Here is a 17,346-nt window from a genome sequence, read left to right on the forward strand (position 1 = left end):
TCGCTCGTCTACCTTACGTCGCAATGACAAAACTCCACTTTTCATGATGGACGAGGTTTAGTACTCAGCAAAGCTCAGAATTACAGATGGGGATTCAACAAGGAACATGGGTGGGGATTTTTTCCCCCGTCGGCTGACGCTCTGGGAACGTCTGCTCTTTTTCTCCCTACCCCCTGCCTTTTTTTTACGTGTCGCGGAAGTCCCCACCTTCAATGTACTCATAAGGTGGGGATTGTGATGGTAAGATAGTTGATGTCTTGACCATCAATGCCGCAAGCGAAAACCAAGCTAATAGGTATATGTTGCAAGAGAAAGATTTGGGTCTTGGGAACCAGGACTCCTGCCCTTGGAGGGAGTGTCAGACCAAAAAAACTACAGAGTTTTAGAGCCTATTCCCGATGAATTGGGAAGCTGAGACTTTAGCCGTAGGCAAGTCGGAGTAGTTCACACTGTTTCATCACGATGGTCGATAATGGTGACAGGGGCGTTATTTGAAGATGCAATATTTTGGTGAGTTGAGGGAGAGTAATTCTTATTTCTGGTATCAATATCGGTGGCGTTAAAGATCTCGAAGTTTTCGATATGTTGACGCTTGAGAATAGTGGCAGCATGGTCGATTTCGCTTTGAGTCCCATCAACCATAACTAGATAGTCTCCACGATTTAAGCGATCGCTATATTCTTTCGCACGGTTTTCTGGTATTCCTAAACCAACTAAACCACCAACTACTGAACCTGCAGCAGCACCAATTGCGCCTCCTGTCAAGGTGGTTGCTAGAGCCGTTGCCGCAGCACCACCTAAAATTACTGGTCCAATACCGGGTATAGCTAAAGCCCCTAAACCAACTAGCAGTCCACCTAAACCTCCAATTGCTGCACCGCTAGCTGCACCAGTTTTGGCTCCTTCGTCTGCTTTATCTCCACGCACGTTTATATCTGCAACATTACCGGATGTATCTTTGCCAATTAACGAAACTTGGCTAAGATCAAAACCAGCATCGCGTAACTCAGTTAGAGCAACTTCCGCATCGTGTCTTCGGGAGAATACACCTATTGCTCGCTTTCTTTGCAGGGTTGAGTTACCTACAGGTGCAACCATGGGGGGAGTTAAGTAATCTGGGGTGACAGCGGAGGTGGCTACAGGTGCAACATAATCACCTGCTTCCATGCGGTTAGGATGTTCGTAGACTGAATAATCTTCGATTCCTTTCCCCATTAAAATCATTTCTGCTTGGGAGATTTCAGCATCGCTACCATCAATAATTATCAAGTAATGTCCTTTTTCAACGCGAGAATTGTAGGATTTTGCTTGCTCTTCCGGAATTCCCAAACCGATTAATCCACCGAGTAGGCTACCAGCAGCGGCTCCAATTGCTCCACCAGCTAGGGTTGTTGCTAATGCGGTTGCAGTGGCACCAGCTAGCATGACTGGACCAACACCGGGGATTGCTAAGGTTCCTAAACCAACTAGCAAACCTGTTAATCCTCCTAATGCACCACCGGAAACTGCTCCTAGGGATGCACCTTCGTCAGCTAAGTTGCCTACATTTTCTTTTACCTCCGCTCCCGCAATTGTGCGATCGCTATCTTGGGCAATTACAGATACTCTATCCATGGGAAAACCGGAGTTTTTGAGTTCGTGTAATGCGGATTCGGCATCTTGACGACGAGAAAACACACCTACTGAACGACGATGTAATCCTACTACCATGATTTTCTCCTCACTTGCTTGAGTTTAAATAATCTGTTTAAATTTAAAAGCTTTACCTTGCCCTAAACAGGCTGATTTAAATAGCTTTAATGTGTGTGACTTAGCACTCTACTATTTCCACATTTTTTAAAAGTATTTACATCAATCATTCGCTAGAGTTATATCTCTATCAAGAGTAAGAAGCGAAAGTTTTTATATCTCTGACTAATTGAATACGAATGTAGATTTTAAGTTGCAGTAGGCGGACAATTTTAAACCAGAATACAGCAGATGGATAAACCCCTAACCGCTTGCCCTACGGCAGGGTAATTCTAGTCTGCGGAGGCAGACTTTGTTCATATAGCCCCAGGCTTTAGCCTGTAGCGTAGCGTGCGCTTGGCGCAGGGGCTTTCTTATCGATAACTTGATCGACTTGTTGTAATAAAACCTCTAATGTTTGGGAATTATCTAAAACCACATCCGCAAGTGCGATTTTTTCGGTTAGCGGCATTTGACTACTTATCCTAGCTTGTGCCTGTTCTGGCGTTAACTTGTTTCTATTGATCAATCGCTGTAGTTGTTGTGATTCTGAACAACTGACAACCCAAATTTCTGTAACTAGGTTGGTTATTTTGGCTTCAAACAACAGGGGAATAACTAATACAAGGGTTTCTTGAGGGGATTTTTGAATTTCCTGATTAAATCTTTCCCGAACGTAGGGATGAATTTTGCTTTCTAGCCACTGACGTTCAAGTTTGTTTTTAAAAATTATTTCACCGAGTTTTTCTCTGTCTAAATTATCATTTGGAAGTAATATTTCACTTCCATATCTTTCGGCAATTTGAGTTAAAATTAGTGAACCCTGATTAACTGCTTCTCTGGCATAAATATCCGCATCTAAAATTGGTAAGTTATAAATTTCGGCTAAGTATTTAGCGACGGTGCTTTTGCCTGTAGCGATACCACCTGTTAAACCGATGAGACGTTTCATTTTTCCTATTTCCCTAACTTTGATTGATTTGAGGCAGTCCCGTTGAGGGAACTGGAGGTACAACAAACCTTACTCACCCATTAAAAAGTAAGTAATGAGTAATGAGTATGTTTTGTAATGGGGCGGCAGGGGACTTAAGCTAGTACAGCATGGCGGAAATAAAACCACCACTACGAACCTCGAAAAAATCACCATTTGTAGCCGTTTTAAATGGTAGGCGTATTTAAGCCGAACGATACTAGACTGTTAACTTTGATCGAATTTTCACGCTTTTTGTTCATACAGTTTTTCTGTCATCGACTGGTTCCTAGGCTCTGCCTGGGAACCCAAGCCAGAGGCTCTGCCTAGGCTGTTGACTTTGTTGAAAATTGGGCGATTTTTGGTACTTTTGTTCGTGGCGTTTAATTTCTCGTTAAAACCCTACCAAAAACAAGGTTTCAGCCATCGTGACTATCCACGTTTTTTGCATGAACGAAATCCCAAAAAAGGCACAGAGTCAACAGCCTAGGCAGAGCCTCCAACTCTGTATTCCTTGCTAGAGACAAGGAACAAGTTATGTCACAGATATTGTGTGAACTTTTAGCTCCAAAAAAGCACAGAGTCAACAGCCTAGTTCAAAGCCCCTGCCTTGAGGCAGATAGTTTTTGAGGCGGGGTTTGAATCCCTGTCTCAAAAACGAACTTATTACTTATTACTCATTACTTATTACTTACTCAACTTTCCCCACTTAATTAAAGCTTGGGTTAAACCTGGTAAAGTATATTCTTCGGCTTCAACATCTACTCTACCAAGTAAATCTTGACAGGTTTTGCTGGTTTGGGGACCGATTGATGCAATACAAAGTCCTGCTAAGTATTGGGAAATTGGCTTTTGTGATAGGTTTTGTTGCACTAGTTCATAGAAAAATTGAACTGTTTTAGAACTGGCAAAAGTAACTACATCTATTGTGCCATTTATCAAGGCTAATTCTACATCTGGGGGAATATTTTGGGGACAACGGGATTGATATGCGGGAACTTCGATGACTTCGGCACCTTTAGCAGAAAATTCCTTAACTAATATTTCCCTACCACCACTTTCGACGCGGGGAAATAGCAGCTTTTTATTCAGAAGTGGTTCCGGAAAGCTTTCCACTAAGGAATCGGCAACAAAGTTAGGGGGGATAAAGTCGGCTTTGAGGGAGTATTTTTCCAGAGATTTGGCTGTTTTCTCACCAACTACGGCAATTTTCAGGTTTGCTAAAACCCTTGTATCTCGATTTTGTGAGAGTAATCTTTCGAGGAAATACTCTACAGCATTACTAGAGGTGAGAATCAACCAGTTGAAATAGGAGATTTGCGCGATCGCATTATCTAACGGTTGCCAGTTTGATGGGGAAGTTATTTCTAAGGTTGGCATTTCCACCACCTTTGCACCTGCTTCTTTTAGAAGTTGAGAAAATTGACTTGATTGTCCGGTTGCACGGGTGACTAGGATGGTTTTTCCTGTCAAAGGAAGTTTACTGGACATGGTTTGAGATTCTAAACTGTTGGATTCAAAAATAGATCGGGTAGTATGGGACTGTGATCCTTGCTCCAGTTTTTTTAGCGGTAGAAGCAAAGAAGTGTTTCCCCTGCTCCCTGCTCCCTTCCCCCCTGCTTCTTGTTCTGGTTGTAAGAACTGGGATAAACCCACAACCTCACCAATTATTATCACTGCTGGTGAGAGGGAAATTCCTTCAGTTTGTGCCAAAATCGTTTCTAAAGTCCCAAACCAAGTTTCTTGCCCTTGAGTACCTGCCCAACGAATAATAGCAATGGGAGTAATGCGGGGTTTTTTAAATCGCAGTAGTTGATGGAGTATTTCCCCTAGATTTTTTCCCCCCATCAATATAACTAAAGTTTCCAAACTAGAAAGAGCTTCCCAATTTAACATTTCCGGTTCGTGAGCGCTAATTACCGCAAAAGAGCGACTTAAAACCGGATCTGTGAGGGGAATTCCGGCAAGTAATGGAGCTGCAAGTGCCGAAGAAATCCCCGGTACCACTTCAAAGTCGCATTTTTCAGCTTTGAGTGCCGTAATTTCGGCAGCACTCCTACCAAAAATAAAAGGATCACCAGATTTGAGCCGAATAACTTGTTTTCCTTGCTGGCAATACATCACCAAAAGTCGATTAATTTCATTTTGGGGTGTACTGGGTTTTCCTCCCCGTTTCCCTACATCAACCTGAAGGCAATCAGGTGGTAATAAGGTGAATAATTGGGAATCTACCAAAGCATCATAAACTAAGACTTCCGCTGTAGTTAGCAAGTTGTAGGCAGCCAAAGTGAGGTATTCTGGATTTCCTAAGCCAGCCCCCACCAGGTAAACTTTGCCCTTGGATTGAGTCATGAGTTTTTGAATATATTATCGACGATTATTGAGTTTCTGAAGCTAGAAATTTTAGGCGATCGCATAATCTCCGGCAACAGGACTCTATCATCAAAACTATTTTTTAAGGTATCGGATTACCAATTATGAGATTACCGTTTGTTTTTTTATAAGTACAGCCGGGGTATGGGTATGTATAATTCTTTTTATTACAAACATAAGTTGCCCTTCGATTTGGAGCTTCAGTTATGGACTTACCAATAATTGGATTAGTATTAGTCGTTGTACTATAAATACAGCCTGCATATGGATAGCTATAACTACTACCATTACAGACATAAGTCGCCCCCTGAACTGGCATCTCAGTTATGGACTTACCAATAATCGGATTAGTGTTAGTTGTTGTACTATAAATACAGCCTGCATATGGATAAGTATAACTACTACCATTACAGACATAAATTATTCTCTGTGTTGGAACCTGATTTACCGACTTACCAATCGTCGGATTAGTATTAGTGGTGCTATAAGTACACCCCGCATAGGGATAAGTATAACTACTGCCATTACAAATATAAGTTCCCCCCTGAGTTGGTAGTTGAGCTACGAAATTATCATAAGATTGTTCACTACCAATAGCAGCAGAAGTAGAAACAAAGAATAAGCTGATAGTTGAAATCACCAAGCTTGAGAATTCTTTTTTCATTTTTGTTATTGATGCCAAGAGCTTATTTATAAAGTAAATATTAACTCCCCTGCGAGACGTGAGGCTTCTTGCTGTTTCAGCTAACACTGCCACGACGGAACGCAAGTTAGCATTGATTCCGTTGGTTACATTTTAGCTGATTATTTTTACAGGGATACCCTTCTATGGAAAGCTGGTGTTTTTTTGATAGCTAATTTACTTTAGCTCGAAACCGAACATATCCGTAGGAATTTGAATTAAGATTACCAACTTTAAAGTGAGATGCACCTCGGCTGTTATTTGTACCTGAACAAGCATCAGGAAAAGAAGTTGTAGTTGGAGGGTAAAAGCCACCACTTGCACCGGGAGTATCTGCGATCGCACTCGTGGTTCCCCCGTTCAAATTCAGTTCCATTGTCCCATCAACATAGGTTTGGTTCGCGGGGATAAAATCGCAAATATCCACATCTCTGGCTGTAATTCCCCCGTCAACCAAGAAGTAAATTGTATATTCAACTTCGTCTTGGGGTGCGGGAGCGCCGGGATTGGTGGGAATATCCTCGGATGCGATCGCGCCTAACAAATAAGTATTGGCGTTGGGAGTCCAACTAACTGCGGCATCGTCGTTTACATCTGTAGCTAAATCGTTGTAACCACCAACGGGAGTAACTGCTGTGCTGCTTGCCTTTTTGATACCTGTCACCCGCTTCACCAAACGCAAGCGGGGGGCAATTTTAGTGACTGTAGGGTCGTCTGCTGTGGGTGTACCGGGGTCATTACTATTAATATTAGGTATGCCATTACTAGAAACAACTGCTTGATTGGATACTTTTGTAACACCGTTGGGTAATGGATCGTTAACTTTGACCCGGAATTTAATCGTGCTGGTTGCGTTAGCTGCTAAAGTTCCACCTGTGGTTGCGTTTGCCCCCGTACCTAATCTGAATACGGTTTCAGAACTGGCAAATTCAGCTTGGTCATCACCTGTACCATCAGTTTTAATTGTCCCATCAATATGTAATGTACCTGGAACGTAAGTTGTATTCACAGGGATTGTATCCTTGAGAACAACATCATCCCTTTGGGTGGTAGTGGTAGTATTTTTCACAATAACTGTATATTCCAGGATATCTCCAGGGGTGGGAACCTGACTACCTAGGGGAGTGCTACCACCAGATTTATCGCTATCCACAACCAAAGCAACGGTTTTATCTGCGGTTAATGTGCCAGGAGGAATAATTATCAGTGGGGTCAATACAGCGGAACTGGGAAAGTAAATCCAGGTGTCAATGGCTTTTCGATCACCATAATCAGTGGAATTACCTGTGTTTGTTCCAAATTTGTGTGCGCCTAATGCACTATCAACACCACCTCGTCCATCGCATACAGGTAGTCCTGCCGCAAGGCTGCAACCCAGCGTCACATCTGTCTCTGAGACTTTATAGTCACGTTCATCGAAGTAGATAGTTGTTTGATTTGCACCGTTGGAAAAGGGACCAGGTGGGTTGAGCATTTCGATTTTGAACCCGTCAGCAGCTGATTCGGCATCTATGAGGGGAAAGTGGTATTCTCCCCCTTTCAGGGTAATCCTGGCATTGTAGGGTGCATTACCTGGTCGCGCTGGCAAAACATTCCCACCACCATCTTTTCCATCCCAAATAATAGTATTAGAACCTCCAACCGCACTACCTTCTAATATGCGATCGCTACTAGCCGTATTATAGTTTCCATCGTTATCAGCATCAATAATAATTTGAAAGCCCCCAGATTGGGGTGCATCAAAGCTAAAGGTACCCCCCACGCTTTCAGGGGTTTGGTTGCCACTACCACCAACACCTCCAGTGAATTTAAAGTTGCTTGCGGGGAAAGGTTCCCGTGCAATCAGGGATACGTTTAAACCAGAAATGGCATCGTTACTAGGGGGATTAAAAAATAGTGGATATTTGGGTGCTTGAATTGTCACACCCCCATCTAGAGGTGGTGTCATGGCACTATCTCCTGCTTTTTTTCCAGTGTGGTAGAGTGGTTGACCATTTGGGGCTAGTAAACCTTTCTCGTTGGCAAAGAAAAGAAAACCATAAGGATCGATTCCTCTACCAACACTCAAGTCGGTACTATATCGGTAGCCATCATCAGTTAGTATGTATATGTTTGATTTTAAGTAGCGGTTGTTAGCACCCATATTTAGGGCAATGTAGTCGGTAAAGACTCGACCTTTGATATCGCTTGTTGAGGTTGCACTGCTTCTTACTGTAATGTCCCACATGGAGACAGCACTTTTTTGAGCAGCTGTAGTCAATGGATTGGTGATATAGTCAACACCGTTTGCTGTAGTAGGATCGGTAGTAGAGGTTTTTCCATCAGTTCCGTAAAATACTACTTGATATACCCCTGATGCGGGTGCTGTGTAAGTACAGGGCGTATAACCCCCAGTAGTGGGTAGTGGACCGGCTATTTCCTTTGCCCTAGTATCTAATATGCCTTTATCTACAGCCGTACTGCACTTGAGTGTCGGTGTTGTCGAATCGACGTTATCTCCATCTTTAAATAGCAAAATATCGCCTTTATCAACCCCTACAGCACTAGAACCCAGATTAATCACTTCGTCCTTGTTAACATAAACCTTTAATACGGTACGCCGCAAAATCCCTGCGGTTCTATCGGTTCTCCACTCGGTGAAAGGACGATTCCCGCCGTTTTGAACTAATTCTCTGCTACCTTCGGCTTTAGCAGGTTGTACCCAGCAACTTAAGGTACACAGTAATAAAGTGAGTTTGGTAAAAGGTTTTTGGATTCGTTGTAGATGAGTAATTGGTGTTTTCATTAATTTTGCACTCCTCGACTCACCCTTTCTGTTGTCTTTGCTGCGCGTAAAATCTGTGTCAACGATTTTTGCTCCTGTCGCGGTTTCGGAACTGGTTTTTGTAATCCAAAACCATCAAATAATTCGTTCAGCTTCACCGTTAAACCCATGTACAAACCACCATCACTGCGAGAACCACTAAAGTCTCTATCATTTACTTGTCCAAAGCTATATCCCCCTGCTAATCTCAGGTTTGGTGTGATGTAATATCCAGCTTCAATTAAATATCCGGTTTCACTATAGTTGAGTCCACCTTGGGATATCCATCTTGCCTCCCCTACTAAGTCCCATTTGTAACCAGGACGGTAGGTTGCACGAAGTTGAGATAGGGAGATTGTACTGGTACCAACTAAATCATTTGCTAGAAAGGTGGTGCTGTTACGTAAAGCGTATTTCCCGTAAAATTCCCATTGCCAATTTGGTGCATAGATTGCTTCTGTTGCAAATGTGTGGTCTTCGACTCCTGTACCACCACCTATTAAGATGGAGTCGGGGATTGTGGATGGGTTTTTGCGGTATTCGTAACGTAGTAAAGCGTTGAATTTGTCATTGTTGGGGTCGCGGAATGCTAATCCTAGTTTGAAATTAGCTGTATCTTCGATACCTGATAATTTCAAGTTGGATGAACCCGCTTGTTGGTAACGGAGTAATCCTGTAAGCGATGGTGATATTTTGCCGGTTGCTCCTGCGGAAATTACGGTATTAGCTCCTCCTGATGAACTACGGTGCTGATAGCGCGCACTTGCTTGGAAGTTTTTGCCATCGTTATATTCTAATCCAGCACTGTAGCTATCGCCACCTGCAAAACCGAGGGAAGCAGCACTTTGTCCGGGTGCTGTAGGTTGGATAAATTGGGTTCCTGCACCTGTAACACCTGCAAAGTTGCCAAAAACATGCTCATAGGCTAAATCCATCTTTAAACCAGGGGAAATTACCCAGCGTTGGTTTAAACCAATAGCACCTTGAACTGTCATTCCATTTGCTCCACCCAGGAGGGTGTACCGTCCTGTTAAACTGGTGTCAAAACCAAGTTTGTATTCACCATCAACACCAAAACTGGTAATTGATTGTCCAGCGAGTTGTCCGTTGGTGTAGAATTGCTGTCCTAAACGTAGATTGACTCCCGGAGTCACCATATAGTTTAATCCCAACACAGTGCGATCGCTATAAACTAAATCGGTATTGCTGGAAAGACTTGTTTCGTTTTGAGCGAGGAATGTGAGGTTTTTTGCTAGGGGGAAATTTAATCTTGAACGCAACTGAGTTGATGTTCCTGTTGCTTCAGGTACTAGTTTGTCTTCCCTATCTCGGAATAGTAAATCTACATCTACATTTGCCTTACCTATTTGCTGCTGAATTCCTGCGGAAATTGTTGTCAGGGAGTTATCGACTTTTGTACCGGGAAGTGCTTGGGTACGAGGTGTGAGTAAGTCTTCTAAGGTATTTAGTTGACGAGGTGCGATACCTTCATTTTTTTCATGGTCATATTGCAACCGTAAACGGGTAGATTGGGAAAGTGCTGCACTAATTTGCCCACCGTAGCGGGTTTGTCCAGGTACAAAACTGATGGTTGCATCGTTAGCAAAACCTGTTTCCGCTTGACGGTAAAATGCACGTCCTTGAATACCTTTGGCGATTTCGCTATTTACCTCAAATCTGTAAGCAGAACCGCTGACAAAACCCATGATATCGGAATCGTTACGGGAATGGGCGTATTCGGCAATTAAGTTGGTTTTTGGACTGAGGGAAAATAACCCATCAGCACCATATATTTCAAAGTTGCGTACACCTTGGTTTTGAGTTAGGTAAGTTCCCCCAATCCAACTTTCTTGATTAGGATTGCGGTTGAGATGATAACGCAATCTCCCACCATACAAGTTACTACTATTATCTTGGTTGTCGTATTGGTAAGTGGAAACAATCCGTCTGACTAATACCTGTCCTTGATTATCAACATCGGTTCGCAGCAAAGGTTCACGAAATAGTAATGTACCTCTGTCATAATCAATTTCATAGTCAGAACCCCGGTTTAACTGCTTCCGTGATAATACAGTTCCCGGACGGTTTAATTCTTCCAATTCCAAGAATACATTCTCACTTCCAGGAAGCAAAATCCGACGGGAAAGGAAGTAAAATCCACTTGTCCCATCTGGGGATATGGTATCCCGTTGGAATCCTTGGATATTGTTACCGTAAATTGCTGTTGCTTGGAGATTGCCAAAATTATAGTTAGCCTTAAAGCCGTGAAGTTGGCGATTGGTTGCGGTAAACTCTTGGGAACGACTTGCAAATTCCTCTGTGTTGTAATCTCCCCACATCAAGGAATCGACACCAACACCACCAGGAGAACTACGCTCTAATTTCGCATAAACACTATCTTGGGAAGGAGTTAATATTTCTGATGTGGAACTATCACCATATACAGGATATGCTTGCTCACAAGATTGAGTATCGCGGTATAAACTGGAAGTGCGGTCGCATGTCTCATTCAAGTTTCTACTACTATTGTATGCTCCTGTAAATAACCAATCTCCAAGTTTACCAGTGGCAAATACTGCTCCTTTGCCATCCAGTTGATAATTATAGTTTTTATCGGGTGGCAGAAAATCGCGGAAACTTCCATAAAAATCAGTTCCCCGTTTCCCAAACCGCAAATCAACTACACCTGTAACTAAGGAGGAACGTAAATCTGTTTCTAATTGTAGTTGGGTAAAAGCATCAATATCCCCTAATTTGGCTTGAATTCGCACATTTTGCGCTTGGAGTACCGAACGCAAAGATGCTTTAAATTGTCCCTCCTTTGCTTGTACCTGAAAACCTGGTTGGGACTCACTTGCATCTTTCTCCACAAACTCACCCGCAGTTGCTTCCAGAGTAACAAAAGCATCCCGGTTAGAACGGTTTCCCCCAGCATCCAACAATTCCCCTGTAATTGTAGCTGTGGAACGTCCGTTAGCTGGAATCCTGGTTTCTAAGGTTTTTAGGGTAATTTGCTTCGGAGTACCCCGCACCGTCACCCTTGTTGTGATAGGTTGACTAGTAACACCATTCACCACAGTTTGAGCAGTAATTGTATTTTCCCCTTCCTGCAATCCCACCCCATACCAAATTTGGGTAATAGTTTTGGTTTGAGAATTGGTTTCAGTACGTCCGATGAGTTTGTTATCAACCAACACCCCATTAACACGTAACTCTATTTGGGAACCCTGCGGAAACTCTAACGCGATCGCGCTCGTAGGAATATCTATAATAGAGCCTGTAACAGGTTCAATAAATTTAATCCCGTTATCAGAATTTAATTGTGGAGTCGCAACAGTTTTTGTTTCTCCCTGAGAACCCATATCTAAATTCAAAGTCTCTCTCTTCTCAGGAGAGAGATTTAGAGACAAGTCATCTTGATTCTGTTGAGCGTTAACAATATTTCCACCCAAACCTAAACAAAGCAATTCGGCAAACAACCCTAAAACAAGTAAACGAGGAGCGATAAAAGTATATTTTAAAGTTTTCATTTTTTCAGAACCTCCCCATTCCAAGGAGTGACGGCAAAATTCATCCGAACAAGTCCACCGGGTTCCAGACGTACCAAGCGAGATTGACTATTGCGTTCCCTCACCTTACGGTTAGGAGCAATGTTGTATCCAGGAACGCTACTCAAATCCAGCACTCCAGTACGACTACCAGAAATGACATTAGCAACCGAGAATAACCCATTCACATCAGTAGTAATACGGTTGCCATCATCCAGAATTACTACAGCATTTGCAATCCCAGGTTCACCAGTTTGTTGTTCTCCGTCAAAGTTCTTATCTTCAAATACTCGACCAATTAACGTACCGCAATCGCTAAGAATTCCAGAGCGAACTTTCACCCGATAACGGGAAGGACCATCCCGCAATTCGGCGTTATTATCAGGACGACGAGCTATAACACTAGCGATATTTTCACCAGAACCCCGCACCGCATCAGGACTAAGTTTCACTGCATAGACAAGATTTACAGAACCTTCCGGAGGAATCGTTCCATCAACGTTAAATGTAATATTGGCACCACTTGTACTAGTATTAACAATTACAGAATTGCCATTGAGTTCAGCACGGCTAGATTTACCCACAAACACAAATCCCGTTGGTAAAACATCTGTAATTGCAACCTGAGTCGCAGGGACATTATTTAAATTCCGCACCAAAAGACGATAAATAACCGTATCCCCCGGTTCTGCTGCTGCTTTATCTGCGGTTTTGGTAATCTGAATTGGTTGAGCAGCACCAACGCAGATTGGACGATCTAATAAATCAATTGCTGAGAGGGTAAAACCTGTAGTTACCGCGTCATTAATAGCAACCGTCGTGCTAAATGTTGCCAAATCCCCATCTTGACTAATGCCCTTCCCATCCAGGGCAGTTGCCGTATAGGATACAGTCTTAGCAACATTATCAACATTCGTAATCACAATGCGGATTTGCCTTTGACTAAACCCTGTTGCAGCAGCAGGTGGATTGACAACTAAGATATAGCGTTTGCCTATTTCAAGCTGACCGCGATCGCGGTTTAATAAATAGTTAAATGCACCTCTAGGTTCGTCATTTGCCAAGAAAAAGGGATTGACATTCTGTATATTTGGTGAAAGTCCAGTAAAATCAGTCCCTGAACCAGTGCGAGTTAAAGGTACCAAACCAGCTAAAGTATCCTTTGCTCCAACCTCATACAACCCCACACTGAACCCAGTATAATCAGTTAAAACCTCACCACCACAACCGCGAATTCGACCAAAAGGGTCAATTAATTCCTGTTTTAATTGGTTTGTCACCCCAGAGATATTTTCTCCCGTTGGTGTTTTAAATCTATATGTTGCTGTATTTTGAATTAATCCAGCAGCAAAAACAGGTTGTGATATTAAACTAGTTGCTATTAATAAATTTGTTGAAACTAATCGACAGCGATTAATTCGTTTTATTATTTTTTTTATGATTGAAAGATGCATGATAAAAACCTAATAACATTTTGTAGTAGCGCTTTAGCGCAATCTTCAGAAATCCGGGTTCAGTGCTACTACGAAGGCAACTAGCGAACTTTCGTCAGGTATGCTACCTGCAATGATGCTTCTGGTTGTAGCTGTTGCTTAAAATCCCACCGCAGATGGGTATAAGCTGAATCTGGTGCGGGACGTTCTTCAACTTTGCCATTAGCTAAAGTTACTTTCACCATTGGACTCGCCACAAAAGTCTTACCTTGGTCGATACTATAAGTAATAGTGGTATCCTTAACTGAGGCTGTTGCTGATTTAAGTTGATATATCAACCCTTGGGGAATACGCTGAACAATATTTAAACTCTTTGCAGACTTATTACCTTGATTTTTTCCCAACACCGTAAACCGAATTACTTCTCCAGGTAAAACCGCTTTTTTGGTATCCAGTTCTTTCCAACTTACTATCACCTGACCTTGATTATTTTTCTGAATAATTTGCTTATCTGCAACCAAATTTAAACTTACCTTAGGTTGCTGGAGAACATTCTGAACTACCATTGTTCCGCTTTCCAGCAATTGAGCGATTGCAGGTTTATTTCCCATCGGTAACAGAGATAATACAACCGTTGCTATCCCTAATCCCGCTAAATACAAATTTTGTTTTTTCATCATTTTTTCCTTTTGCTTAGAAATAGTAAAAATTTGAGTTTTTAGTTAGCTAAAAGCTAATACCAAGTAAACTTCAGGCAATTCCACCCTTTATAAGGGGGGGGATTAGGGTAATTTACTTAATCTTTCGCTGGAAGATAAATGTACCAGTTCCCGCAGGATTGACATTTGCGATCGCATCTTCGTACTGTTGAATATCAGTCACGGAAGCATTTGCAGCAGTCGTCACAGTCACACTTGTACCAACCGCAGAACCCTGCGTTACAGTAGCGGAATATTTCGGATCCACAGTAGTGCTAAACCAGGTATTACCACCAGTGGAACCATTCTCGGTAATCACCAAATCCTTAACAGGCAGAATTACACTATTAGCACCACCAGTTGTGGAAATATTGGTGTAGGTAATCCGGTACTCAATAATCCTACCGGGAGTTGCTGCTACTGCTAAATCTGCTTGATTGATTGTAAATGTACCCGCAGCACCACTAACAGGAGTTCCATTAGCTTCTAAAATTCGTGCTTCTTTCTTCAATTCCAAGTAATTTGTATATACCCGATCGATGGTAATATTGCTAGGTTCACCTGCGGGTTTACCATCACCGTTCACATCCACAAAAGCAGTAATCGGTACTGGGAAACCCTTCAATTGTGGTGCAGCAGGTAAATCAACTATCACCTGATAACTTGCAACATCCCCAGCAGCTACCGTCACTTTGATGGGATTAGTTGCACTGATGGGATTACCTGCGGTGGTACCTGTTCCTGAGTCAAAGGTAAATCCATTTGCTGCGGTATAAGTATAAATTGCAGTATTACCATTAGCATCTTTAATCGTCACCTTTGTACCATCTAGCAAGTCACCTGTAACTGTTGGGGGAGTTGGTAATAGTGAAATAATCTGGGAACCACCACTGGTATTTTTAACAGTATTGTCAAAGGTGATAGGAGTTGTTTCCGTATCCGTTAAAGTGTCGGTTGGATTTTTATCAGCAGGAACAACAATCGATTTATTCGTGAAGTCATCATTAGTACCAGTTGGTCCAGTTGCTCCCGGTTGATCCTTGGGACCATTCAACGGAGTTGCGGCAATTACGTAGATATTAACCTCACCACCTACTGGTTTAGTACCTGCTCCGGCACCAGTATTATTACCTTGGTTGGTGTTATTTGCAGTTGGATCATTACCTGTACCAGGGTCAACACCATCTGCTATTATATCTGCTTTCCCGTCAGTAATTCCTCCATTCGTAGGAGTTACACCACCTGCGGTTGTTGAGTCTGGGTTTGTTCCATCCAAACCGTTGTTAGAGGTTTGGTCTCCAGATTCATCGTAAACTATCTGAGTTGCGGTACCCGGAACTACAGCACCCGGTTTTGATTGTCCAAATGTCTGAGCAATATTTGCAATCTGTTCACCAGTAAATCCGGCATCTGGTGTGACTGTAAAGCTAAAACCAGTGGTAGTCGAACCTTTCGCTAATGGTGTTGTGGTGGTATCGTAGACATAACCAATCCTAGTAATTGTCCCACTTGGACGAGTAGTTAACCAACTAGCATTCAGAGCATTTACTGCTAAATCATCTGTAGTGTAAACAACTTGCCATCCACTCGGTGCAACGGGATTTGCATTACCCAGTTTCATCCCCGTGGGTATTGCATCAGATACCAATACATAAGGTGTTGTCGTCAAACCCTCAACTTTAATTCCTGTACCATACAAGTCAGATACAACTAATCCAGATGGTGGTGAAGCGGGGTTTTCTACCTTCAGTGCAAGTGCGTAGGTGAGAACATCATCACTGATATCATTGGCATTTGCTCCACTACTATAACTAGATACTGCCTTCAATACAGTTGAGAAAGCTTGCTGACGAGCATTGACGGTAATAGTAGCGCTAGTTGCCATTGCCTCACGGACACCATTTCCAGGTGTTCCATTCGTTTCACTAGTTGTACCATCAGCATTATCTACGGTGTAAAAATCATCAGCATCAATATCGGTACTACGATCTTGGTTTTGATTGTCTGGTGCTGGTTTATTAGTATTACCCAAAGTAACCGTTAAGTTTGTTCCTGAAGCCGTTCCTACTGCAACCTTAATTGGTACACGTACTTTGATTGTTCCATTTGTTGCACTGCCAAAATTTGCCGGAATTGAACCGTTAGCTGTTAGTAATTTACCTGTAGTATCACCAGTATTAGGAACCTCAACTGCTGCTCCCAAATTCGTACCATTCACCGCAATAATTTGAATTTTCCCGTCTTGACTAAAATTTGTGTTGTCAGAAAGAGTCGCAGTACCAGGAATAAAGAATTGAGTGGGATCATTACCTGTATTGCTAATAATATAATCAACAAAAAGAGTGTCACCTGCATTCGGATTAGTGACGCTGGGTGGTTGAGCAGTAATATTAATTCCAGCAACTTCAGCAACCTTGATGATAATTTCATTAGAACTTGAGTTATATACTGTTCCTGCATCGTCCTTAAACTTTGCAGTTGCGGTATTTTTGATATCCGAACCCGCAGCTACTTGAGCAAGTACAGGTGATATTATTCCCAAAGTGCTGCTGAGTAATAATATTGCAGCTACCAGTTGCCGAAATTTTTGATTTTTGTAAGTTTGATTTTTTAAAGTTTTCATTTCCAAAATAATTCAAGGTAGATAATTACACTTTTGGTGATAGAATCGAATTTATGGGAAAATAAAATTGCTAAATACTAATTTGATTAATCATTATTATCTTAATTATCTTATGCAGATTTCTTTAGCCAACAAATGATTCATCTAGAGAAAACAAAATTTTTCACTGCGCCCAGGATAATTTCATATATAAAAATTAAATTTTATTTTAAAAAAAATAAGCATATGTAGAGTTTGTTATAGCTTTAATCTAACGCACCAAAATCCGCAAGACGGTGGCTTAAAGTTCGTGATAAGATACCCTGAATGTGTTTTATAAATCACATATGAGTCATGTAGATAATAGATATTAAATGTATCTCAAAACAGAGAAAATAGAATAATCTTATCCAATCTAAATAGATATGTAGCAATCCTAAATAAGTTATAAAAAATAGAAATATATCTCCACAACTCAAAAAAATGTCAGCAAAGGTATTACATTGCTA

General features: G+C 41.9%; 9 protein-coding genes. All 9 read right to left on the reverse strand.

Going from position 1 to position 17,346, the window contains the following annotated elements; genetic code table 11:
• Positions 1-444: 444 nt before the first annotated feature.
• Entirely contained in the window at positions 445-1,710 is a 1,266-nt protein-coding gene (locus tag CAL6303_RS10510; protein WP_015197831.1) for a general stress protein, read from the reverse strand.
• Between the two features lie 352 nt (positions 1,711-2,062).
• Positions 2,063-2,680, reverse strand: a complete 618-nt coding sequence (gene coaE / locus CAL6303_RS10515) for a dephospho-CoA kinase (protein ID WP_015197832.1) — start codon at positions 2,678-2,680, stop codon at positions 2,063-2,065.
• 705 nt (positions 2,681-3,385) lie between these two features.
• Positions 3,386-5,050, reverse strand: a complete 1,665-nt coding sequence (gene cobA, locus CAL6303_RS10520; protein WP_015197833.1) for a uroporphyrinogen-III C-methyltransferase — start codon at positions 5,048-5,050, stop codon at positions 3,386-3,388.
• A gap of 103 nt (positions 5,051-5,153) precedes the next feature.
• A complete protein-coding gene (locus CAL6303_RS10525; protein ID WP_015197834.1) occupies positions 5,154-5,735 on the reverse strand; it encodes a hypothetical protein in 582 nt (193 codons plus the stop codon).
• 190 nt (positions 5,736-5,925) lie between these two features.
• On the reverse strand, positions 5,926-8,538 hold the full coding sequence (locus CAL6303_RS10530) for a DUF11 domain-containing protein (RefSeq protein ID WP_015197835.1): 2,613 nt from the start codon (positions 8,536-8,538) through the stop codon (positions 5,926-5,928).
• The gene (locus CAL6303_RS10535; protein ID WP_015197836.1) at positions 8,538-12,086 is read right to left on the reverse strand and encodes a hypothetical protein; all 3,549 of its coding nucleotides are present in this window, start codon (positions 12,084-12,086) and stop codon (positions 8,538-8,540) included. The genes CAL6303_RS10530 and CAL6303_RS10535 overlap by 1 nt, the downstream gene beginning before the upstream one ends.
• Positions 12,083-13,558 carry a DUF11 domain-containing protein gene (locus tag CAL6303_RS10540; RefSeq protein WP_015197837.1) on the reverse strand — a complete coding sequence of 492 codons (1,476 nt, stop codon included), beginning with the start codon at positions 13,556-13,558 and terminating at the stop codon, positions 12,083-12,085. Before CAL6303_RS10540 ends, CAL6303_RS10535 begins: the two co-directional genes overlap by 4 nt.
• Positions 13,559-13,638: 80 nt before the next feature.
• On the reverse strand, positions 13,639-14,217 hold the full coding sequence (locus CAL6303_RS10545) for a hypothetical protein (protein WP_051036640.1): 579 nt from the start codon (positions 14,215-14,217) through the stop codon (positions 13,639-13,641).
• Positions 14,218-14,329: 112 nt separating this feature from the next.
• Complete coding sequence (locus CAL6303_RS10550; RefSeq protein WP_015197839.1) at positions 14,330-16,858, reverse strand: beta strand repeat-containing protein; 2,529 nt, start codon at positions 16,856-16,858, stop codon at positions 14,330-14,332.
• Positions 16,859-17,346 lie beyond the last annotated feature (488 nt).

The organism is Calothrix sp. PCC 6303, from assembly GCF_000317435.1.
Taxonomy (GTDB): Bacteria; Cyanobacteriota; Cyanobacteriia; order Cyanobacteriales; family Nostocaceae; genus PCC-6303.